Below are 22271 nucleotides of genomic sequence, written 5' to 3'. Positions count from 1 at the left end.
TGCTCCGGTCAGGCGGGCTGGGCTTGCCGGGCCCCCGCGCGGATGCGGGCGAGGCTTTCGTCGAGGCCGAGGAGCTCGATGGTCTCGAACAGCCCGGGGCTCACGGTGCGCCCGACCAGCGAGACGCGCACCGCCTGCATGAAGGCGCCGGCCTTCACGCCGCCAGCTTCGGCCGTGCCGCGCACGACCTGCTCGATCGAGGGCGCGTCGAACGTCGGGAGCACGGCCAGCCGTTCGGCAAGCGTCTCCAGGTGCTGGGCCATCTCCGCCGTCAGGTGCCTGGCAACCGCCGCCGGATCGAACGTCACCGGGCGGACGAGCGGGCCGAGGCCCTCCGGGATGTCGCCGAGCCGCTTGGCGCGTGGGCGCAGCAGCGTGAGGGCACGCACGAGCCAGGGGCGCGCTTCACCGTCGTAGGCGTCGCGCCACAGCCCTGCCTCGACGAGCCACGGCCGCGCATGCGCAATCAGCACATCGTCGGGGAGCAGCATGATGTGCTGGTTGTTCATCCACTCGAGCTTCTCGGGGTTGAACACCGCGTTGCCGCCGCTGATCCCCTCGAGGTCGAATCGCTCGACGAGCTCGGCGGCGCTGAAGAGTTCCTGATCGGTGCCGGGCGACCAGCCGAGCAGCGCGAGGAAGTTCACCATCGCCTCGGGCACGATGCCCTGCGCGGAGTACTCCATCACCGACGTGGCGCCGTGACGCTTGCTGAGGCGCTTCTTGTCTGGCCCGAGGATGAGCGGCACGTGCGCGAAGCCGGGCACCGGCACGCCGAGCGCCTCGTACAGCAGCACCTGCTTGGGCGTGTTCGAGATGTGGTCGTCGCCGCGGATCACCTGCGTGATCTGCATGTCCATGTCGTCGACCACGACCGACAGGTGGTAGGTCGGGTAGCCGTCGGAACGCAGGATGACGAAGTCCTCGAGCCCGGCGTTGTCGAAGCCGATCTCGCCGTGTACGGCATCGGGGAACACCGTGCGGCCCTCGGCCGGGACGCGGAAGCGGATGGCCCGCGGCATGCCCGCGGCCTCGCGCGCCGCGACCTCATCGGCGGTGAGCGTGAGGCTCGTGTCCTCGTACGACTTGGTGCCGAACGTGTCGGGCGTCTCCTCGCCGTCGGCCGTCTTCGTGCGCGGCGCGGCGGTGCGGTAGTCGTAGTACGCGTGTCCGCTGGCCACCAGCTGCGCGGCGACCGCGCGGTACCTGTCGAGGCGTTGCGACTGGAAGTAGGGCGCGTGCGGCCCGCCGACCTGTGGCCCTTCGTCCCAGGTGAGGCCGAGCCAGCTCATCCCGTCGAGGATGCCCTGCACCATCGCGTCGGACGACCGCTCCATGTCGGTGTCCTCGATGCGCAGGACGAACGTGCCGCCGGTGCGGCGCGCGAGCAGCCAGTTGAACAGGGCGGTGCGAGCGCCTCCGACGTGGAGGTAACCCGTCGGCGACGGCGCGAAGCGGACGCGTAGCGGAGCAGTCGACACTGGAGAGAGATGTTACTCGCGAGAGACGGCGGGGTGGCACACGGTGCACCGCGCTTGTGGCCCGAGGGCGCGGCCGGCCACATTCGCGCCACGCGCTTCGGTGCCCGAGGAGACTGCGCCTTACCTCTGTGGTTCGGGGCCTGCCCAGCCGAAGCGTTCGCGTGAGCCTGTCGAGGCGAACGCGAAGGCTGGCGGTGAGGGAGGGATTCGAACCCTCGGTACAGGTTTAAGCCCGTACAACGGTTTAGCAAACCGCCGCCTTCAGCCTCTCGGCCACCTCACCAGCAAGCGGGCGATCCGCGATCGGACACCCGGTGCGACGAAGAAGCATAGCATCCGCGTGTGGTCTCCGCCACGACGCCCCTGCCTCCGGCACAGCCCCCTCAGCATATCGCGGCCATGTGCCTGGCACCCACCCCAGGTAGCGTGCCCAGGATCGACAGGGGGACGGCGATGCCGCCGGAGGTCGTCGGGCCGACCGCGACGGGCCCCCGAAAACAGGGACCCGTCATGCGGCTGTTCCCGGGCCTACTTCGTCGCGGCCGCCTTGCCACGCCGCTGCACCGCCTCGAGCAGGCGACCGTAGACGAAGCTGTCGGTCCGCGGGCTGTCGCTCCAGACGTCGATGTGCAGGTCGCCGCGCGCCGGGTCGTCCACGTAGAGGCTGCTCTCCCCACGCATGTAAGGACCCGGCTGCTCCATGAACGAGTCGGCCCAGCGAATGAGGTATGGCAGCGGATTGCTGGCCGGGACGAAGAAGTACTCGAGGTACTGCTCGATGTACGCCTCGAAGTCGTTCATCCCCCACACCGCGCCGCCGCGCGCGATCCCGAGCACCGGCGGCTGGCCCAGGAACCCGCCCGAGGTGACGATGGTGGCGTCGGGCCGCATGAGAGCGGGCCAGAAGTAGCCGGCACTGGCACCCGTGCCGTTCGAGTAGATGATCAGGTTCTCGCCCGAGAACTTGCCGGGGCACGCGATCGGCTCCGCCATGCCCTGCCAGTCGCGGAAGAGGAACCTCTGGGTGAGCAGCTCTGACTGTCCGCCCCGCTCCTCCGTCTCGTTGCCCTGCGTGTACCAGCCCGCGGCGAGCGGCTGCTCGGTGGCGGGGTCGACCATGCACCCGCCTTCGTACCCGAACGAGCAGTCCGACCCGTTGGCCGCGCTCCAGTCCTCCATGCGCGACACCAGTTCGTTGCGGCCGGGGTTGGACGCGAGGAAGCGGCCGCCGAGCCCTCGATCCTTCAGCCGGGTCCGGTCGGGGAGCACGTGGCTCACCAACCACGACATGGAGTCGACGTACCCGCCGCCGTTGTTGCGCATGTCGAAGACGAGCCGGTCGCTGTTCTGGCAGGCATTGGCGGTGGCCGCGACGACCTCGTCGCGCCAGTCCTGCACGAAGTCGTCGAGCCTGATCACCGTGGTGCGCCCGCCCAACTGGTAGGCCGCGGCGCCGTCGCTCTTGGGCACGATCACCTGGAGAGGCTGCCGTGCGAGCCCGGGTGCCACCTCGAAGTAGTCCGCGCGCCGGCCGTGGTACTCGCGGTCGAGGCGCGCAGCCATCTCGCGCTTCTCCATGAGCTCGTCGCGGAACTGGGCCGCGCCGCGTCGGAAGGCGTCGCCCCGGCTGGAGGCACCGATCGAGCCAGACGCTGCGCCGAAATCACCCGAGATCCACGCGGTCTCGCTGATCCACGAGCACTGCGCCCGGAACTCCTCGGTGGAGAACACCCAGTCGAGGGGCCACTGCCACACCCCGAACGCCTCACGGGGCGCGAACACCCACGGGATCTCGACGGTGAGGCGCCTGCCGGTTCGCGTCTCGAGGACGAACGTGTCGGCCGGGCGGTCCGGCGGCACGTCGTGCGTCACCGAGGTGCGGATCGAGTAGGCCGCGTTCTGAAGGATCTCGTTGAGTCCCTGACTGGCGTCCTCGTCGAAGCGGAAGGTGCCGAGGGCGTACTGGCGGAAGTACTCGAGCGCGGGCGTGCCGTTGATCGACACGACCCGGGCGCCGACATACGCCTCGGGGTCGATGCCGGTGAACTGGCGGTAGAGGTCGGGCAGGTAGGCCGCCGACTCGATGAAGACGATCTGCTCCGGCCGGCCGCCCTTCCGAACCGTCGTCACCGTCGATCCGAAGTCGAACGGGATGAAGGCGCCCAGGTACGCCGTGTAGCAATAGGGCCTGCGGTACCGCCAGTGCGGGTTGTAGAACTTCTTGTGGTTGTCGACCAGCGCCAGCTGGAAGTCGTGATCGTTGTCGAAGGTGCGCGAGGCGAGTGCGGACAACTCCTCGCGCCAGCCGTACCTGGCCTGGAACACCTCGCGGAGGTCGCTGCGCTCCCGGGATGCGCCGAGGAACGCCACGGCGTTGGCCAGATCGGCCGGGTTGAACGGCACGCGCTCGTAGCAGGACATCACGCGCTCATAGGAGAACGCGGCACTGCCATCGGCGAAATTGCAGGGATCGGGAGGCTCGTCGGCCGAGGCAAGGGATGCCCCGCAGGCGACGGCGACCACGGCCATCACGAACGCGCGAGCCAGGCGCGAGGCGCGCACGGCACGATGACGGAACACGACGACGCAGCGAGGGGCTGCGTCCAATTCACGACGACTCATGGACCCTCCAGGCCCGGTCAGCGTCGGCCAGCGCTGGCAGACGCGTAGTCCACACGGCTCGGCAGCGCGAGCCTCCTGAACCCGCACGCGGCAGATGAGTTGCGTGGGCGAACAGTCGAGCAAACTACTCGAAGGCGGGGCCGATGTCGATTGTCGCTTTCGCCAGGCCCGGTCACCTTGCCCGGCCAATCTCCTCCCGCGCCCATTCGGCGGCGAGGCGAATCACGTTGCGCGGCGAGGGTGTCGCGGCGGCCTGCTCGAGCAACGGCAGGCTGGCGCGGTCGCCCGCCATGCCGATCGACCGCAACGCCTCGGCCTGGGCGAGGTAGCTGTCGTCGCGCTCGAAACGCTCGCGGTAGAACGGCAGCAGGGTGGCGTCGCGGCGAGCGCCGAGGGCCTTCAGGGCGGCCACGCGCACACGGCTGCTCGGGTCGGTCGCGAGTGCCCTCAGCTGGTCCACGCCGAACGACCGATCGCTCGCCGCCAGTACCGTGAGCGCTCGTTCCCTCACCGCCCAGGACCGGTCGCCGGTCGCGGCGTGCAGCGCCTCACGGACCCCCGACTCCGCCAGTCGCCCCCCGAGCTCCGACGCCGCCCACACCCGCCCACTCACATCGTCGTGGCCGAGCTGATAGAGGAGTTCGGTCGTGTCCTTCGCGAAGGTGAGCTCGTCGAGGAGGTGGTTGCCCTTGTCGAACCTGACAAGCAGGGGCTTCTCGACGGCCTCGAGCGAGAACGACTGGTCGGCCGACTCGAGCTGGATCCGGTGCCGCGTGGCGCCGCGCGACGTCACGATTTCCACGTCCACCGGCATCCGGAAGATCGGGATGCCCTTCGACGTGTCCTGTGTCTGCCGGACGCGCAGCGACAGGCGACGCGCGGCCTCATCCCATGACTGCGTGACCACGAGGACCGGGTGGCCCGGCTTGCGCACCCACTGCTCGAAGAACCAGTCGAGGTTCTGGCCGGTGGCCTCGTGGATGGCCACCACCAGGTCGTTCGTGTCTGCCGATCCGAAGGCGTGCGCGTGCAGGAAGCGCGAGACGGCGCGCCAGAACGGCTCCTCGCCGAGCACGAAGCGCAGCATGTCCAGCACCACCGCGCCCTTCTGGTACGTGTGCCGATCGAAGTTCTCGTTCGGGTACTCGTACCGCTCGAACACGATCGGCCTGGCGTAACGGGTCCTCGCCTCGGCGAAGTAGCTGTCCTGCTTCTGCCGCAGGTCGAGGGCGCACTCGTCGGGGCCGCGCGCGTGACACGTGTAGACGTGCTCGCTGAACGTCGCGAAGCCCTCGTTGATCCACGTCTCGCTCCACGTCCGCATCGTCACGAGGTCGCCCCACCAGTGATGGGCGGCCTCGTGCGCCACCAACCAGTCCGACGGGAAGTCCTGCATCGCCCGGTCGTCGGGCACGATGGCGCTCTCGCCGATGACGGTCGCGGTGGTGCTCTCGGCGCCGCCGCCGATGCCGGGGATGATCACCTGGTCGTACTTGGCCCACGGGTACGGGTAGCCGAAGCGCTCGTTGAAGAAGCGGATCACGTCCGGGGTGCGGCCGAACGTCCGTCGCGCATGGGGCTCGTCCTGCGGGTACACCCAGTAGGCGATCGGCAGCGTGCCCAGCGTGTCGCGGACGACGACGTACGGGCCGGCGGCCAGCATGAACAGGTATGTGGAGTGGGGCTGCTCCTGTGCCCAGTGGAAGGTCCGCGTGCCGGCCTGCTCGTCTGCCGTGACGCCGACCAGGCGGCCGTTGGACACGACGCTGTGGTCGCGCCGCACCGTGACGATGATGTCGGAGGTCGCCTTGTCGTCGGGGTCGTCGTACGACGGGAACCAGTGGCGCGCGCCCTGCGGGAACGAGAGGGTCGAGACCATGGCCGGATTGCGCGGCCCGGGTTCCTTGAAGTCGAGGCCCAGCCGGTACGACGGCTCCATGCCGTACGCCTTGGCGTCGACCTTCGGATTCACGAGCCGGTAGCTCACCGTCACGACGACCGTCTCGTCGTGGCGGTAGGGCCTGGCGAGCTCGATGCGCAGCGACGTCGGCGTCTGCCGGAACTCGAGGTTGCTGCCCGACGCGTCGCGGACGGCCGACACGGTGAACGTCTCGGCATCGAGCACGCACGTGCGGAAGTCGTCCTTCAGAGGCCGCAGCGTCACCGTCGTCTCGCCGTCCACCGTGCGGCGCTCGTCGTCGATGGCCAGCCGGATCCGGTAGTGCTGCACGTCGAAGTCGTGGCTGCGCAGCGACCGTACCGGCCGTCGGGTGAGGTCGACGGCCTGGGTGCCGGCCGACGCGGGCGCCGGCCCGGCCAGCAGCAGCGCCAGCAGGGAGACCTTGATGAACCGCATGCTGGTGTCGACCTCAGCGCTGGAGCGGCAGCGGCGTGGCGCCGCGCCACTGCAGGATGCCCGGCTCCCGAACGATGGCCTCGAGGGCGTCGGGCGCGACCGGCACGAAGTCGCTGAAGTTCTCCACCCCGGTCTCGGTCACCACGACGACGTCCTCGACGCGCACGTAGAGGCGTTCCTCGGGCACCCAGAGCATCGGATCGATCGAGAACACCTGGCCGGGGCGCAGCGGGCCTGTCCGGTACGTCCCGACGTCGTGCACGGTCAGGCCGACCGGGTGCGAGAGATGGCCGCGGAACTTCAGCGCTTCGCGCGCCGCGCGCTCGTGGTTGGCGTTGCCGAAGGTGGTCCGCGCGAGCACGGTCGCCATGTCGGCGGCGGCGCGATCGAGGATCTCGTCGGCGGTCAGGCCGGGGCGGATGTGCCGGACCAGGGCGTCGCGATAGGCGGCGATGAACCCGTACAGCGCGCGCTGCGCCGGGCTGAACCGGCCGTTGACCGGCCACATCCGCGTGACGTCGCTCGTGTAGTAGCGGTAGTCGGGCGCGTAGTCCATCAGCACCAGGTCGCCGTCCTTCAGCGCGCTGTCGTTGTGGAAGTAGTGTCCCCACCAGGCGTTGGTGCCGCCGGCGGTGATCGAGGCGTAGCCCTCGTCGCGGGCGCCGTTGACCTGGAACACGTAACGGGCCGCAGCGTCGAGCTGATACTCCATGACCCCCGCCTGCGTGCTGCGCATGGCTTCCAGCAGCGCCAGGCCGGCCAGCTGTGACGCCTGACGGATCAGGGCGATCTCGCGAGGACTCTTGACGAGGCGGAGGTCGTCGAGGATAGGGCTGAGGTCCTGCAACGCGAACTGCGGGAACCGCGTGCGCAGGTGGTTCAGGAAGACACCCTCGCGCGACGGCCGTCCGTCCCACGGGTCGCTCACGTTGCCGGCGGTGCCGGTCAGGATCTCGTCGCGGCTCGCCACCCGGCCCTCGGCGGGGCTGAACGGCGTGTACAGCTGCGGCACGGGTGTCTTGATGAGGGGGCGCGACAGGTGCTGGGCGAGCAGCTCGACGCCGTGGACCTCGTCGACGCCCGTCGAGGCGACGATCGCCGGCGCGTCCTCGGCCGAGAGGACCTTGCCCTCGTTCCGCTCACGCGCCTCGTTGCGGTGGGGCACGTACAGCGAGGTCCGGCGGTTGCGGCCGTCGAGCACGAGGTAGGCGTGCGGGATCTCGACGCCGGTCAGGTAGTAGAACTCGTTGGACTGGCGGAAGCGGGCGAAGGCGCCGACGTTGGCCGCGCCCTGCACCACGGCGATGGCGTTGCGGCCGATGCGTTCGAAGACCGCGGTGCGACGCGCCGCGAACTCCTCGCGCGGGAAGTCGGTCTGTTCACGCGTCCGTTCCTGTGCCGACGCACCAGTCGCCAGGACGAACGCCAGCAACATCCCGGTCCGGATCATCTCGGCGCTGTTCATGGCGGCCGAGGTTAGCACGCTGGCTCAGAACGGCTGCATGCCGAACATCAGCCGGAGGTTGTCGCGGTCCGATCCGACTGTACGGGGCGCCAGGCTCGAGCGTTCTTGCCCTTCGAGGCATCCTCGCCACGGACGCCCTGCCCGCCCTTGCCCGAACGGAGCGTCCCATGCTCGAAGCCGACCGGTTGATCGCATCCACGGATGTCGAACTCGATGCCCTGTTCAGGCAGGCGACGACGCTGCCCCTCGCGTCCTTCGTGAACACCGGCGCGCACCGCATCGACGTGTCGCGTCGCGAGATCGTCAACGACGCGCGCTGGAAGGGCTTCCTGCCGAAGGGACTGCCCCTCGACGAGGTCGCGGCACGCCTGTCGACCGGATACGCCAAGCGTTTCTGGATGCAGCGGGCACGGTGTCTCGGCGAGACGCAGTACCTCGATGGCCGCGTGAACCTCAAGCACGTCCTCGAGGAAGTCACGCTCGAGCAGCCGGTGAACGACCTCGACGCGGGTCGCTACATCCTGCTGCGCTATACCGATCCGGTGTTCGAGCACATCTTCTACGACACGATGAAGATGGTCAGCACGGACGTGATCCTGTATCGCGGTTACACCGGGCAGTTCCCGGGCGGGCGTCGCGGCTGGACGGCGCCATTGCTCCGACGGTACGGGTTCGGGCAAGCGGGCGTCGACGATCACGAGGCGCTGGTCCGACGCGCGACCGCGGTCAGCAGACGTCACCTGCTCGGCCGGTGGCGCATGGACCTGGTGCATGGGCGACAGAGCGTCGGCGTGGCGCACCTGACGTGCTCGTCAAGCACTCGGGGGCCGGTGGAGAGTCGCCTCGAGCCCACCGATGCCGGGCGAGGCGTCCTCCCACCGGCGCTCGTCGATCATCTCACCGGGCCCGACCTGGTCGCTGCGGCGCCGGAGCTGCGCCGCCTGGACGACGACCTCCTTCTCGGCACGTGGGTGACCGATCTCACCGGCCCGTACGCCCGTCTCGTGCTGGGGGGATCGCTGCCGCTGTTCCGGCCGACGAAGGACGCGCGCGGGCGACGTCGATTCGCCCTGCACTACATGCTCACGCGTGACGCCTGACTAGCGGTACAGCGTGTAGCCGAACCGGCCGGCGAGCCAAGCCTCGCCCGTCGCGTCGTTGTGGCGCGAGTCGATGTGCTCCTCGCGCACGTGCGCGTAGCGCCCGCCGAGCCGCGCCATCTCCTCGCGGATGCGCGCCTCGACCTTCGTCATCAGGTCGACCTCGCAGCGGGTCCACAGCTCGTCTCGACGGTCCATGCGGCCGGACACGTGCAGGCTCGTGGCCTCCACGATGTGGTCGCCGATGATCTCGGCGTCGAGGGGCGGAAGGTCGCGGTGCCAGAAGATGGTCCTGGTCACTTGCCGTACGCGATCCTGTAGATGACGTCCGACTTGTCGTCGCTCACGAGCAGGGAGCCATCGGGGAGGGGCTGCACGTCGGCCGGGCGGCCCCAGGCGTCGCCGCCCTGCAGCCAGCCCTGCGCGAACGGCTTGTAGCCGGTCACGTTGGCCTTGTCGTCCATCGTCACGACCGACACGCGGTAGCCGACCGGCGTGCTGCGGTTCCACGAGCCGTGCTCTGCGACGAACAGCTGGTTCCGGTACTCGGCGGGGAAGGCCGTGCCGGTGTAGAAGCGCGCGCCGATCGACGCGACGTGCGCGCCGAACTTGTGCGCCGGCTTCGTGAACTCGCTGCACGGGCGCTTCGACCCGAACTCGGGATCGGCGATCTCGCCGGCGTGGCAGTACGGGAACCCGAAGTCGAGGCCCTGCGTCGGCGCGTGGTTCAGCGTGTCGGGCGGCACGTCGTCGCCAAGCATGTCGCGGCCGTTCGAGGTGATGAAGATCGTCTTCGTGCCCGGGTGCCAGTCGAAGCCGACGCTGTTGCGGATGCCGTGCGCCCAGATCTCGCGACCGGTGCCGTCGGGCCTGATGCGCGTCACCGTGGCGAACACCGGATTCTCGGACCGCTTGTCGCACACGTTGCACGGCGCGCCGACCGGCACGTAGAGCCAGCCATCCGGGCCGAAGGCGATGAACTTCCAGCCGTGGTGGCCCTCGGTCGGGTAGGTGTTGGTGACGAGCACCGGCTTGGGCGGAGCCGCGAGCTTCGCCTCGATATCGTCGAACCTGTAGATCTTGCTGATGTCGGCCACGTAGAGCGCGCCGTCCCTGAAGGCGACGCCGCTCGGCTGGTCGAGGCCTTTCGCGATGACGTAGACCTTGTCGGCCTTGTTGTCGCCGTTGCTGTCGACCACGGCGTGCACCAGGCCCGCCTGACGACTCCCTACGAACACGGTCCCCTTGCTGCCGACGGCCATCTGGCGGGCGTTCTTCACGCCCTGCGCCCATATGCTGATCGTGAAGCCCGGCGGCAGCATGATCTTCTCGAGGGGTAGCGCCTTCGACGAGGTCCGTGCCTGCTGCGCGTGGAGCGCGACGAGGGTGACGCCGACGACGGTCGCGGCGATGGTGGCCAGTCGAGCGATGAGGGTCATTGAGGGACTCCTGCGCTTCGGCATCCTGGTTCGTTGGGGGGTCGGGTTGCACGCCAGCGGACGACACCAGTGTTGATCGGCCATCGTGCTGCTGATCAGGGGCGTGATGGCGGGCCCTGCTGGAACCCCACCACCAGGCGGTCGAGCAGCGCGTCGATGAGCACCGGCGGGTTCACCCAGGGCGAGTGCGCGTGGATGATCAGGAAGCTCGTCAACCCATGGATGGCGGACATCCAGGCCGGGCTCAGGACGTCGGGCGCGCCAGCCGCGAACGCACCGGCTTCGACGCAGTCGGCGATGAGCTGACGGAACAGCGAGAACTGCTCGCGGCCGATCTCGCCGATGAACTCGACCCGGTTCTGCCCGATCAGTTCAGATGACGGATCGAAGACCAGCCGGTAGTGGTGCGGGTGCTCGCGACCGAACTGGATGTAGGCGCGAGACATCTTCAGCAGCCGCTCCAGTGGGTCCGGCAGTTCGGCGAGCAGCGCGGCGGAGATCTTCGACAGGCCCTCGAAGGTCTGCACGCACAGCGCCTTCACCACCTCTTCCTTGTCCTTGAAGTAGTAGAAGAGCGCGCTCTGCGAGTAGCCGACCTCCTCGGCGATCCGGCGGAAGGTGACGTTCTGGTAGCCCTCTGCCGAGAACAGCCGTCCGGCGGCGTCGAGGATGTCCTGCCGGAGCCGCTGCTTGTTGATCTCCCGGATGCTGGGGCGGTTGGCGTTGGCCACGAGCCTGGTCGACCTCCGCCCCGATGATGCATCAGGAAACTGCCCGCAGGCGAGAACCGAATCGAGCACCAGTCGATGTTTAGTGTGCTGATCGAATTTTTGAATCTTACACGAAAACGAGCGCGTCCGAAGGGCTGGAGTGAGTCTTCAGACAAGGACCCCGCTGGTGATCAACCCCATCATCCTCTTCACGTGCATCGCGTTTCTCGCTGCGCTGGGCGTCGCGAACGCCCAGGAAGCCCCGCCGGACCCCGGCGTGGTTTCGAGTGACACTCCACGAAAAGATGCGCCGCCCGTCACCCGCGACGAGCGGTGGCGCAACTACGTCAACGACGCCTTCCTGTCGCCGGGGCCGTACTTCGCAACGGTGATGCCGGCCCTGGGGGAGCAGCGGCGCAACCAGCCCGCAGAGTACGGCGAGGGTTGGAGCGGCTTCGGCAACAGGCTGGTGCGCCGTGCGGCCCAGTACCAGTTGCAGACCGCGCTCTACCACTCGTCGGCGGCAGCGCTGGGGACGGAGACCGGGTACCGCCGCTGCACGTGCACGGGCGGCGTGAAGCGACTCGGATACGCACTGTCGCGGACGTTCCTGACCCGGACCGGCTCGGGCAGGACGGTGCCCAACGTCGCGTACATCGGTGGCGTGTTCGGTGGGGGCGCGATCGCGACCGAGACCTGGTATCCGGACCGCTACCGCGCCACGGGAGAGGGCGTTCGGGCGGGCGCCATCCAGGTCGGCGTCAACACGGCAGTCAACGTGGTGCAGGAGTTCGGACCCGAGCTCAAGCGGTTCTTCCGTCGCTGAGGGGTGTGCCGTGAACCACATCCCGCTGAAGATGCTGACGGGCGACCGCGCCAAGTACCTCGGAATCCTCTCGGGGATGGTGTTCGCCTCGCTGCTGCTCAGCCTGTTCGGCTCGATCTTCGTCGGGCTGGTCGGGCGCATGACGGCGCCCATCACCGATGCCGGCATCGCCGACGTCTGGGTGATGGACCCGACGGTGACCGCCATCGACAACACCGTCGGGATGCGTGAGGTGGAGCTCTCGCGGGTGCGCGGCGTCGATGGCGTGCGCTGGGCGGTCCCGATGCTTCGGGGGAAGGTGAAGGCCCGCCTCGCCAATGGCGACTTCCAGACGTGCACCCTGGTGGGCATCGACGATGCGACGCTGACCGCGGGCCCGCCCGTCGTGCTGGAAGGGAGGTTGGCGGACCTTCGCAGGGCTGATGCCGTGTTCGTCGATCGCGCCGAGGCGGCCGGCAAGCTGTCCCGGCCCGACCGTCCCCTGCGCCTCGGAGACACGCTCGAGTTGAACGATCGCCGGGCCGTGATCGCGGGCTTCGTGCGCATCACGCCGAGCTTCGACACGGTACCGACGCTGTTCACCACGTACCAGCGGGCGATCGCGTTCGCCCCGCCGGAGCGCAAGCCGCTGACGTTCATCCTGGTCAAGGCAGCCGATGGCGTCGACCCTGTCGACCTGGCACGCCGCATCGAGCGCGAGACGGGCCTCGGCGCGCGAACCGGGCCGGAGTTCGCTCGCAGCACCGTGCGCTACATCTTCGGCGCCACAGGAATCGCGCAGAACTTCGGACTGACCCTTGGCCTCGGCTTCCTGATCGGCCTGGCGGTGGCAGGACAGACGTTCTTCGCCTTCATCCAGGACAACTTGCGCTACTTCGGCGTGATGAAGGCGATGGGGGCGACCGACCGACGGATCGTCGGCATGGTGGCCTTGCAGTCGGCCACGGTGGCCCTGCAGGGATTCGGCATCGGCGCCGGCATCGCGGCCTGGATTGGCTACCTTGCGCGCAACTCCGCGCTGACGATTCGCACACCGTACTGGCTGATCGGCGCGGTGGGCGCGGCGATCCTGCTGATCGCCGTGGTGAGCGCGCTGCTCAGCGTGCGCCGCATCCTCAGGCTGCCGCCGTCGGCGGTCTTCAACGGCTGACGGAGGACGGCCATGAACCAATCCCTGCATCCGGCGGTGTCCTGCCGCGCCCTGCGCAAGCAGTACTGGATGGGAGGACAGCCCGTGCACGCCCTGCGCGGCATCGACCTGGAGATCCCTGAGCGCCAGTTGGTGGTGCTGTCGGGGCCGTCCGGCTGCGGCAAGACGACGCTCATCTCGATCATCGCGGGGGTGATGGACGCCGACGAGGGTGACTGCCTGGTCGGCGGCCGCAGCTGGCGCGACGCCCGACCCGAAGAGCGCACACATCGGCGCGGGGTCGAGATCGGGTTCGTGTTCCAGGCATTCAACCTGATCCCGGCGCTGACCGCCGTCGAGAACGTCTCGCTGCCGCTGTTGCTCAACGGCGCTCGACGTCGCGATGCCGAGCAGCGCGCCGCCGCCATGCTCCGCCGTGTGGGACTCGGCCAACGGCTCGACAACCTGCCGAGGCAGCTCTCGGGCGGGCAACAGCAGCGGGTCGCGATCGCCCGCGCCCTCGTGCACGACCCGCACCTGGTGGTGTGCGACGAACCCACCAGCGCGCTCGACGCGGAGAACGGTCGCCTGGTCATGCAGCTGCTGCGCGACCTGGTGACCGTGGACGGCAGGACGCTCATCGTGGTGACGCACGATTCCCGCGTCTTCGGATTCGCCGACCGCATCGTCACCCTGAACGACGGCCTGGTCGTGGCCGACGACACACAGGTTTCCCCGGAGAACCAGCCATGAAGTTCATTCGCCTCGTCATTCCGATGCTCGCAGCCGCCGGGCTCGTCTTCGCGCTCGTGCGCGTGCCTGCGACGTCGGCAAACGTGCCGACAGCGATCCCGGTGGAGGCGCCACCCGCGAACGGGTTCGACCGTGCCGTGAGCGGCACCGGACTCGTGGAGCCGAGCTCGGAGAGCATCTCGATTGGCGCTCCGGCATCCGGGCTGGTAACGGCCGTCTTCGTCCGGGTGGGGCAGGCGGTTCGCGCCGGCGACCCCCTGTTCCAGTTGGACGACCGCGCGCTGCAGGCCGAGGTGTCGGTGCGACGGGCCGCCGTTGCGAACGTGCGGCAGAAGCAGGCCAGGCTGTCCAGCTTCCCTCGCTCCGAGGAGGTCGACCCGCTCGTCGCCCAGGTGCGCGAGGCCGAAGCGAGCCTTGCCGATCAGCGCGCCCAGCTGACGCGCCGTGAGGCAACCCCCGACCTGGTGCCGGCCGATGAACTGGAGAGCCGGCGTCATGCGGTCCGCAGCGCCGAGGCGCGTCTCGAGGCCGCCGAGGCTCAGCTCAGGCTGGTTCGTGCCGGCAGTTGGATGGCGGATCAGCAGGTGCTCGCCAGCGAGTTGAAGCTGGCCGAGGCGGAACTGGCCCGGGCCGAGGCGGAACTCGCGCGACTCACCGTGCGGGCCCCGGCCGCCGGGCAGTGCCTGCAGGTGAAGGTCAGGGCCGGTGAGTCCGCGGATCCGGCACGGGGCGGCGACGCGTTGATTCTGCTCGGCGCCACCGACGACCTGCACGTGCGGGCGGAGATCGACGAGTACGACGCCCCGAAGGTCCGGCCACAGGCGGCCGCCTACGCCCTGCTGCGCGGCGACGGCAGTCGCCGGCTGCCCCTGCGCTTCGTGCGCTTCGAGCCCTATGTGGTCGCCAAGCGCTCGCTGTCGAGCAATGCTGCCGAACGCGTCGACACACGCGTCCTGCAGGTGATCTATCGGATTGACGCGAAGGAGAACCAGCCGTTCCCGGGACAACAGGTGGACGTCTTCATCGACGCCCGTACTGGAGGTCGCCAGTGAACGCGCGGCAGAGGGCCATGTTCGTGAACACGATCACGCTCCTGTGCCTGCTCGCCGAGGTCGTCCTCTCGGCCGAGCCCCTCACCCTCACCGTGAACCTGAGGGGATTCAGGTCGGACAAGGGCGCGGTCGAAGTGGCGCTGTTCGATCAGGCCCCTGCGTTTCCCAAGGATCCGGAGAAGGCGGTTGCCAGACAGCGGGTCTCGATCGTGGGCGGATCGGCCACGGTGGCGTTCCGGAACCTCGGGCCCGGCACCTACGCGGTGTCGGCGTATCACGACGTCAACGGCAACGGTCGGATGGACACGAACTTCATCGGCATCCCGAAGGAACCGACCGGTGCGTCCAACGACGCGAAGGGGCGCATGGGCCCGCCCTCGTTCAAGGATGCGCAGTTCACCGTGAAGGCGGAGATGTCGATCACTGTCACCATGCAGTAGGCGTGGGTCCGGAGCTGACACAAACCTGACGGAGTCGGGAGGCAGGTCGGAGCGGGCGGCCCTACCGTAGACTCCTGTCGTCACCCGTGCCACTCCGACAGCGCTCCCTCGCAGGCGGCCTGCTGGCCACGTCGCTGATCGTGTCTGCGGTGCTCCTGTGGTCCGGGTGGCGCCTGGTGACCCAGCAGCGAGAGCTCGACGCGCGGCAGGCCCGCCAGGCGGTCGAGGCGGCCGCCGACGCGCTGGCCGCCGACATCCGCGAGGCCCTCGCCGAGCAGGGCGACAGGTTGAGCGCGCGGCTCGACGGCGACGCCGGGCAGGCGTCGCCCGCCGGTACGGTGACCGCCACCTGGCGCGCGGGACTCGACCGCCAGGTCTCATCGGGCGGATTGCCGTTCGTGCCGTGGCCGACGTCGGCAGCGGGCCAGGCACACGTCTTCGCCGACGCCGAGGCGGCGGAGTTCAGGCAAGGCACGCTCGACACCGCCGCGCAGCGCTACCGCTCGCTGGCGGCTCACCCGGACGACGCTGTGCGCGCCGGTGCCCTGCTCCGCCTGGCGCGGGTGCTCAGGAAGCAGGGCGACATCGCAGGCGCGATGACCGCGTCCGAGGCCCTCGCCGCCCTTGGCGACGAAGACGCCGAGGGTGTGCCCGCCTCGCTCGCAGGGCTCGACGGACAACGCCTGGCGCTGACGCTTCGCGGCGACGGCACCGGTGCACGGCGGGTGGCCGACGACATCCGCGCCCGACTCGACGCCGGTCGGTGGATGGTGGACCGCGGCACCGCCGACTTCTATCGCGACGAGGTGTCCGACATCCCGCGCCCCGAGACGTGGCTCCTCGCGGCCGCTGTCGCCGAGACGTGGACCTCCCATGGCGGGCCCCCGCTGCCGGCGCGTGGCCTGGCAACGCTGGCGCCCGGTGGGCGCTCGGTGCTCGTCGCGTGGCGCGCCAACGCCGATGGCGCGGCCTTCGAGACGACGTTCGCGGATCGCTTCGTGGCCTCGGCGTCGCGAGACGATATCGCCTGGCGACTCGCCGACGCCGACGGCCGGCACCTGGCCGGCGCGGCCGGCCCACTTCCAGTTGGCACCGTCGATCGTGTGATCGGCGGCGGCTCCTCGTGGTTGCTGCGGGCGTGGGCCCTGCCTGGCGCCGCCACGTCGCGCGGGCGCCAGGAACCGCTTCTCATCGCGGCCACAGCCGGCACGGTGCTCTTCGTGTGGGCGGCCGCCGGCCTGATGGCGCGAGCCCTCACCAGGGAGGCACGCGTCGCGCAGCTGCAGACCGACTTCGTGGCCGCCGTGTCGCACGAGTTCCGGTCGCCGCTGACGACGATGCGGCAGATGGCGGAGATGCTGGAGTCGGACCGGGTGCCCGACGAGGCGAGGCGGAAGCAGTACTACGCCGTGCTCGCCGGCGAAACGACGCGCCTGCAGCGCCTGGTGGAGCGACTGCTCGACTTCGGGCAGATGGAGGCTGGCCAGGGCGCGATTCGGCGGGAGCGTCTCGACCTGGCGGCACTCGTCGACGACGTGGTGAAGGAGATGCGGCCGAGCGCCGAGGAGCGTGGCGGCCGTATCGACGTGGCGTGCGACGGCGTGGCTCGCGTCGAGGCCGATGCGGCATCGCTGCGCGTGGCGATCCGCAACCTCGTCGAGAACGCCGTCAAGTACTCGCCGGCGACCCCGGCGGTCACGGTGCGCATCGCCGCCGATCGCGGGCACGCGTCGGTCGCCATCAGCGATCGGGGGCTCGGCATCCCGCGCAATGAGCAACGCGCGATCTTCGGCAAGTTCGTGCGCGGGCGCGGTGCGGTGGCGGCGCGCGTGCAGGGCACGGGCGTCGGGCTGGCTGCCGTGAAGCATGTGGTGGATGCACACGGCGGCCGGATCGACGTCGAGAGTGAACCCGGGCGCGGTAGCACGTTCACGATCCGGCTGCCGCTGACGGCACGCGATTCGGAGGCCTAGGTATGGCGCGGATTCTTGTGGTGGAGGACGAACCGGGCATCGCGCTCGCGCTCGAGGACGATCTCCGGCTCGAGGGACACGATGTCGAGGTGACCGGCGACGGCACCGTCGCCATCAGGAAGGCACGCGAGACCGCCTTCGACCTCATCCTCCTGGACATCATGCTGGCGGGCAAGGATGGCTTCGACGTGGTGCGCGAGTTGCGGCGCACGAAGGTGATGACGCCCATCGTGATGCTCACCGCGCGGACGCAGGACGCCGAGAAGGTGCTCGCGTTCGAGTCGGGCGCCGACGACTACGTGACCAAGCCGTTCAGCCCACGGGAGCTGCGCGCGCGCATCGCGGCACACCTGCGCCGCGCCGCCCGCCAGGCGACGCCATCGACGACGCTCCGAATCGGCGACGCGGAGGTGGACTTCGATCGCGGCGAAGTGCGGCGCGCGGGGACGGTGACGCCGTTGACGCCGCTGGAGTTCAAGCTGCTACAGGTGTTCGCGGCTGCGAAGGGGCGCATCCTGACGCGCGATCAGTTGATCTCCGGGGCGTGGGGTCCGGGCACCTTCGTGAGCGACCGCGTGGTGGACAACCACATCGGCAGCCTGCGCCGGAAGCTGGAGCCAGAGGCCGACGAGCCGCGCCACCTGCTGAACGTGCGCGGCCTCGGCTACCGGCTCGACGCGTGAGCGAGACCTGACGCGAACCTGACACATGCGGTGGCGTGAACCGGAATCGCACTCCCTACCGTGGGTTGTACGACTTCAGAGGTAGGGCCGGGTGTCCCACCCGGCCGTTCTCCCATTACCGAGGCTCCCCACGATGAAGCGACTCTCACTCGTCCTCGCCGCACTGCTCGCCACGGGAGCGCTGCACGCCCAGACTCCCGCAACGGCCGAGAAGCTGTTCGCCAGCGCACGGCACCAGGAGACGACGCAGGGCGACCTGCGGGCGGCCATCGAGACGTACCGGAAGGTCGTCGCGCAGGCAGGCGCGAACCGCGCGCTCGCGGCGCAGGCGCTGCTGCGCATGGCCGAGTGCCACACGAAGCTCGGCGACGTGCAGGCGCGCCAGGCGTACGAGCGGTTGGTGCGTGAGTTCGGCGACATGCCGGAGGCGAGCACCGCGCGCGCGCGCATCGGCACGGCGGGCACGGCGATAGCCGAGGCCGCCGTCGCCATCGATCGGATCGTCAAGGCTGGCGAGGACATCACATGGGGTGATGGCCGGGTATCACCGGATGGCCGGTACATCTCCTACACGGACTTCTCGGGCTCGGGCAACCTGATGCTGCACGATCTCGTGTCGGGCGCCGAGCGGGCGCTGACGGGCAACAAGGACGGGGCCTGGCGGCCTGGGAGCAGTTACGGGTCGACGTTCTCGCCGGACGGCAAGTCCGTGGCGTACGGATGGCGAACCTACCGGCAGGCCCCGGCGCTGAACGAGAACGAGTTGCGGATTGCGGTCGTCGATGCGCCACCCGGGACACAGGCGCGCACCGTCCACGCCGATGCCGAGATCGAGTTCTACGACGCGATGGACTGGTCGAGGGACGGCCGGTGGATCGCCGTGCTCGCCACCCGGCGTGATCGCACCGCGCAGATCGCGCTGGTGGGTGCGAAGGACGGATCGTTCCGCAGCCTGAAGACGGTCGGCTGGCGCGGCCCTCGCAAGATGTTCTTCTCGCCCGACGGAAAGCATCTGGCCTACGACCTTCCCTCGAGCGACACCGCCACGAACCGCGACGTGTTCGTGATGGCGACCGACGGAAGCCGCGACACGGCCATCGTCGACCACGCGGCCCAGGACGTGGTGATGGGTTGGTCGCCGGACGGGAAACAGTTGCTGTATGCCAGTGATCGTAGTGGTGTGGTGGGCCTCTGGTCGATGCCCGTGGCCGACGGCAGGTCCGCGGGAGCACCCACGCTCGTGAAGAAGGAGATCGGGTCGATCCAGTCCCTCGGCCTCACCGCAGCTGGCACGCTGCACATCGTCAAGGACACGAGCACCTTGAGCCTGCAGCTCGCGCCGTTCGATCGCGCAGCCCGGCGGCTGGCTGGACCGCCGGTGCTCGAGAACTTCCGCAGTGCGCGCCCGTCGTGGTCCCGAGACGGCAAGCGCCTGGCCTACGTCGTCACCCGATTCGATGGCGTGAGGAGCATCGCGGTTCGCGACCTCGAGACTGGCCGGATCCGGGAGATCCCCATGGCGTTGGACTACCTGTTCGAGCCTGCCTGGCTTGCCGACGGGCAGTCACTGGTGGTGTTCGGTCGGGACTTCAAGGGCAAGGGTGGGATCCATCGCGTCGACGTCACGCGCGGCACATCCTTGCTGGTTGCTGCGTCTGATGCCAGCAGGGTCAAGGTATCGTCCGACGGGAACAGCATCTTCCACCAGATCGGACGCGCCACGCTGGGACCTGCCGAGAGCGCGCGACTCGTCCAGCACGATCTCGCAACCGGTGCATCGCGTGAAGTCAGGCGAGGCGACGGCATCGGCGGCGACCTCTCTCCGGATGGACGGCTGCTGGCCGCGATCAGCCCGAGCAGCGACGGGAAGACCTCGACTCTCGTGCTCGCGCCGATCGCCGCGGACGAACCGGTTCGTCGCGTCGAGTTGCGGGACAGGTTCTTCGAACGGGTCACGTGGTTGCCCGACGGAAAGGCCGTGGTGGCCTCCAAGCGAGGGAGCGGGCTGTGGGCCGTGCCGATCGACGGTTCGGCGCCGACTCGGCTCGACATCGACATCCGGGATTGGTCGATCGAGGAAGGTATCCGGTTCGATCCATCGGGTACGCACATCGCGTTCTTCACCGGCAAGAATGGGCGCGAGGTGTGGGCGCTCGAGAGCCTCGCGACAGGCTCCAGGTAGGGCGCGGTCGGACCGCGCCCCCTCCCCGCTGACACAGCACCGAGGCGCTGGCCACGCTGGCTGGCCGCCTGGCCCGATCTGCAGACTAGGCTACAATCTGGTCATGAAACGGGTCAGCCTTGCGGAGGCCAAGGCGCGTCTCTCCAGCCTCCTGGACGATGTGGAGCAGGGGCACCCGGTGACGATTACCCGCCACAACGTTCCGGTGGCGGAAATCCGTCCCGTTGCCCGGCCCGAGGACCGCCCGCGGCCCTGGGGTCTGGCGCGCGGCACGTTCGACGTGCCGGACGACTTCGACGCGCCTCTCCCAGACGATGTCCTTGCCGCCTTCGAGGGTCGCGCGAGCCGATGAGGCTGCTGCTGGATACGCAGGTGTTCCTGTGGATGGTCGCCGGGAGCCACCGCATGCCCGGGGCGCTGCGCGAGCGGGTCTGCGCTCGCGATGTCTCTGTGTGGCTCAGCGCGGCGTCGGTCTGGGAACTGGCCATCAAGCAGGGGCTCGGGCGGATCGATCTGCCTGGCCCTGCCGCCGAGTTCGCCATCGCGGAGCGGACGAGGCACCGCATCACGGCGCTGCCGATCGACGAAGCGGCGATTGCGCACCTTCCGAAGCTGCCCGACATTCATAGCGATCCGTTCGACCGTCTGCTCGTGTGCCAGGCGATCGAGCACGAACTGACGCTCGTCTCTGCAGACCGCATCCTGCGGCGCTATCCCATCAAGACCCTGTGGGCCGGAGAGGAGTCGTGACAGCGGCGGACACAGCGCAGACGCGTTGCCCAAGGAGCGTTCCTATCTGTTTCAGGTGCCATCCGACGATTCGGTACAGGAAGACACCCGGCGTCCAGGGCCCCGGCCGCCGGGCTGGCGTCCGCCCGAGGAGCAGCTGTTCTAGGGTTTGCGCCGCGATCGCGTGACACCGGCAGTCCGCGCTGATATATTCGCGAATGTATTCATGCCGACCACCGTGCACATTCCCGATCCGCTGCTGAAATCGGTCGACCGCCGGGCGAAGGCCCTCGGCATCAGCCGGAACAGGCTCGTGATCCGCGCGCTGGAGCAGGCCGTTGCCCCGCAGGCGACCTGGGCGCCGGAGTTCCTCGAGCGTCTCAGGCAGGTGAACCGCGATACCGCCGATGCCGTGGACGACATGCTGGCGGCGGTCACGGTGGCGCGCCGCTCGAAGGCCCCGCTCGACCTGTGACGTACGTCCTGGACACCAACGCGGTCTCGGCCCTCATGAAGGGCAACCCGGCGGTCGTCGAGCGACTGGTCGCCACCGCGCCTGCCGACGTCGCGATCCCGCAACCCGTGCTGGCCGAGATCGCGTACGGCATCGAGCGGCTGCCGCGATCGAAGCGCCGGGCGGCGTTGCAGGCGCGCTTCGAACTCGTTGTCGGCGAGGTCCCACGCGTTGAATGGACCGATGACGTGAGCGTCGCATTCGGCCGCATCAAGGCCACCCTCGAACGGCGTGGAACGCGGATCGAGGACTTCGATGCCGCCATCGCCGCACACGCCGTCGCTCGCGACGCGACCCTCGTGACGGCAAACCTCACCCACATGACGAGGGTGCCCGGGCTGCGCGTCGAGGACTGGGGTCGCTGACACAACGCTGACACAGCGCCGACGCGTTGCCCAGGGAGCCGTTCCTGTAATGGCGCCTTGCTCGGCCTGCACCCTCGCCTCAGGCGCTGGATCGAGCCGCCACGCCACCTGCTGGTGGCTCTGGCAGCAGTGACGGTCGCCTCGGCCATCGCCTTCGGCTGGCTGGGGTGGGAGATGCTGCGCCGCGACGAGGCGGTCGAGGCGCAGCGCGAGCAGGAGCGACTCGCCTACCAGGCCGACCGCACGGTCAAGGCCATCCAGCGCCTGCTCGCCGCCACCGAAGAGAGGCCTGGCAACTGGCTGAACGGCCCGCTGGGGCCTGCTCCTGAGGCGAGTGACGGGTTGGTGGTCGCGTTTGGCTCGAACTGCGCGGTCGCTTGCCCAGAGCGAAGTCGAAGGGGAGACCGCGTCCTGCCTGGATGCGTCGCCCAGGCCGGTCGCCGACCGGTGAT

Annotated in this window: 20 protein-coding genes and 1 tRNA gene; 13 read left to right on the top strand and 8 right to left on the bottom strand. The window is 69.3% G+C overall.

Annotated elements, in window-relative coordinates; translation table 11 throughout:
- Positions 1-8: 8 nt before the first annotated feature.
- The 5 genes from gltX to TBR22_RS00270 all read right to left on the bottom strand — a co-directional run bounded on the left by gltX (position 9) and on the right by TBR22_RS00270 (position 7924).
- Positions 9-1481, bottom strand: a complete 1473-nt coding sequence (gene gltX / locus TBR22_RS00290) for a glutamate--tRNA ligase (RefSeq protein ID WP_239490947.1) — start codon at positions 1479-1481, stop codon at positions 9-11.
- 189 nt (positions 1482-1670) lie between these two features.
- A tRNA-Ser gene (locus TBR22_RS00285) sits at positions 1671-1764 on the bottom strand.
- Positions 1765-2009: 245 nt separating this feature from the next.
- Entirely contained in the window at positions 2010-4043 is a 2034-nt protein-coding gene (locus TBR22_RS00280) for a S41 family peptidase (RefSeq protein WP_239490946.1), read from the bottom strand.
- Between the two features lie 232 nt (positions 4044-4275).
- Positions 4276-6459 carry a M1 family aminopeptidase gene (locus TBR22_RS00275; protein WP_239490945.1) on the bottom strand — a complete coding sequence of 728 codons (2184 nt, stop codon included), beginning with the start codon at positions 6457-6459 and terminating at the stop codon, positions 4276-4278.
- 13 nt (positions 6460-6472) lie between these two features.
- Positions 6473-7924 carry an aminopeptidase P N-terminal domain-containing protein gene (locus TBR22_RS00270; RefSeq protein ID WP_239490944.1) on the bottom strand — a complete coding sequence of 484 codons (1452 nt, stop codon included), beginning with the start codon at positions 7922-7924 and terminating at the stop codon, positions 6473-6475.
- Positions 7925-8091: 167 nt separating this feature from the next.
- Between TBR22_RS00270 and TBR22_RS00265 the strand changes: the two genes are divergently transcribed.
- Positions 8092-9024 carry a hypothetical protein gene (locus TBR22_RS00265; protein WP_239490943.1) on the top strand — a complete coding sequence of 311 codons (933 nt, stop codon included), beginning with the start codon at positions 8092-8094 and terminating at the stop codon, positions 9022-9024.
- On the opposite strand, the gene TBR22_RS00260 is transcribed toward TBR22_RS00265, so the two are convergent.
- From TBR22_RS00260 to TBR22_RS00250, 3 genes are all read right to left on the bottom strand, one after another.
- Complete coding sequence (locus TBR22_RS00260; protein WP_239490942.1) at positions 9025-9324, bottom strand: hypothetical protein; 300 nt, start codon at positions 9322-9324, stop codon at positions 9025-9027.
- Positions 9321-10463 carry a sorbosone dehydrogenase family protein gene (locus tag TBR22_RS00255; protein ID WP_239490941.1) on the bottom strand — a complete coding sequence of 381 codons (1143 nt, stop codon included), beginning with the start codon at positions 10461-10463 and terminating at the stop codon, positions 9321-9323. Before TBR22_RS00255 ends, TBR22_RS00260 begins: the two co-directional genes overlap by 4 nt.
- A 95-nt stretch (positions 10464-10558) precedes the next feature.
- Positions 10559-11263, bottom strand: a complete 705-nt coding sequence (locus tag TBR22_RS00250; RefSeq protein ID WP_239490940.1) for a TetR/AcrR family transcriptional regulator — start codon at positions 11261-11263, stop codon at positions 10559-10561.
- A 97-nt stretch (positions 11264-11360) separates the two neighbouring features.
- Between TBR22_RS00250 and TBR22_RS00245 the strand changes: the two genes are divergently transcribed.
- The 12 genes from TBR22_RS00245 (at position 11361) to TBR22_RS00190 (ending at position 21819) form a co-directional block, all read left to right on the top strand.
- Entirely contained in the window at positions 11361-11999 is a 639-nt protein-coding gene (locus TBR22_RS00245; protein WP_239490939.1) for a hypothetical protein, read from the top strand.
- A gap of 10 nt (positions 12000-12009) precedes the next feature.
- On the top strand, positions 12010-13149 hold the full coding sequence (locus tag TBR22_RS00240) for an ABC transporter permease (protein ID WP_239490938.1): 1140 nt from the start codon (positions 12010-12012) through the stop codon (positions 13147-13149).
- Positions 13150-13161: 12 nt separating this feature from the next.
- Positions 13162-13881 carry an ABC transporter ATP-binding protein gene (locus tag TBR22_RS00235; protein WP_239490937.1) on the top strand — a complete coding sequence of 240 codons (720 nt, stop codon included), beginning with the start codon at positions 13162-13164 and terminating at the stop codon, positions 13879-13881.
- The gene (locus TBR22_RS00230) at positions 13878-14933 is read left to right on the top strand and encodes an HlyD family secretion protein (protein ID WP_239490936.1); all 1056 of its coding nucleotides are present in this window, start codon (positions 13878-13880) and stop codon (positions 14931-14933) included. The genes TBR22_RS00235 and TBR22_RS00230 overlap by 4 nt, the downstream gene beginning before the upstream one ends.
- On the top strand, positions 14930-15373 hold the full coding sequence (locus TBR22_RS00225; protein ID WP_239490935.1) for a DUF2141 domain-containing protein: 444 nt from the start codon (positions 14930-14932) through the stop codon (positions 15371-15373). The genes TBR22_RS00230 and TBR22_RS00225 overlap by 4 nt, the downstream gene beginning before the upstream one ends.
- Before the next feature lie 86 nt (positions 15374-15459).
- The gene (locus tag TBR22_RS00220) at positions 15460-17346 is read left to right on the top strand and encodes a HAMP domain-containing sensor histidine kinase (RefSeq protein WP_239490934.1); all 1887 of its coding nucleotides are present in this window, start codon (positions 15460-15462) and stop codon (positions 17344-17346) included.
- Positions 17347-17348: 2 nt separating this feature from the next.
- Positions 17349-18029 (top strand): response regulator transcription factor, encoded by a 681-nt coding sequence (locus TBR22_RS00215; protein WP_239490933.1) that lies wholly within the window; start codon positions 17349-17351, stop codon positions 18027-18029.
- A 133-nt stretch (positions 18030-18162) separates the two neighbouring features.
- Positions 18163-20211: a tetratricopeptide repeat protein gene (locus TBR22_RS00210; protein WP_239490932.1), complete on the top strand. Its 2049-nt coding sequence runs from the start codon at positions 18163-18165 to the stop codon at positions 20209-20211.
- A 103-nt stretch (positions 20212-20314) separates the two neighbouring features.
- Positions 20315-20563 (top strand): type II toxin-antitoxin system Phd/YefM family antitoxin, encoded by a 249-nt coding sequence (locus tag TBR22_RS00205; RefSeq protein WP_239490931.1) that lies wholly within the window; start codon positions 20315-20317, stop codon positions 20561-20563.
- On the top strand, positions 20560-20961 hold the full coding sequence (locus tag TBR22_RS00200; protein ID WP_239490930.1) for a type II toxin-antitoxin system VapC family toxin: 402 nt from the start codon (positions 20560-20562) through the stop codon (positions 20959-20961). The genes TBR22_RS00205 and TBR22_RS00200 overlap by 4 nt, the downstream gene beginning before the upstream one ends.
- 205 nt (positions 20962-21166) lie before the next feature.
- Positions 21167-21415, top strand: coding sequence for a ribbon-helix-helix protein, CopG family (locus TBR22_RS00195; RefSeq protein WP_239490929.1), 249 nt, complete (start codon positions 21167-21169; stop codon positions 21413-21415).
- Positions 21412-21819 carry a PIN domain-containing protein gene (locus tag TBR22_RS00190; RefSeq protein ID WP_239490928.1) on the top strand — a complete coding sequence of 136 codons (408 nt, stop codon included), beginning with the start codon at positions 21412-21414 and terminating at the stop codon, positions 21817-21819. Before TBR22_RS00195 ends, TBR22_RS00190 begins: the two co-directional genes overlap by 4 nt.
- Positions 21820-22271 lie beyond the last annotated feature (452 nt).

Source organism: Luteitalea sp. TBR-22 (assembly GCF_016865485.1).
Classification (GTDB): Bacteria; Acidobacteriota; Vicinamibacteria; order Vicinamibacterales; family Vicinamibacteraceae; genus Luteitalea.
This window is presented reverse-complemented; position numbering and strand designations above follow the sequence as displayed.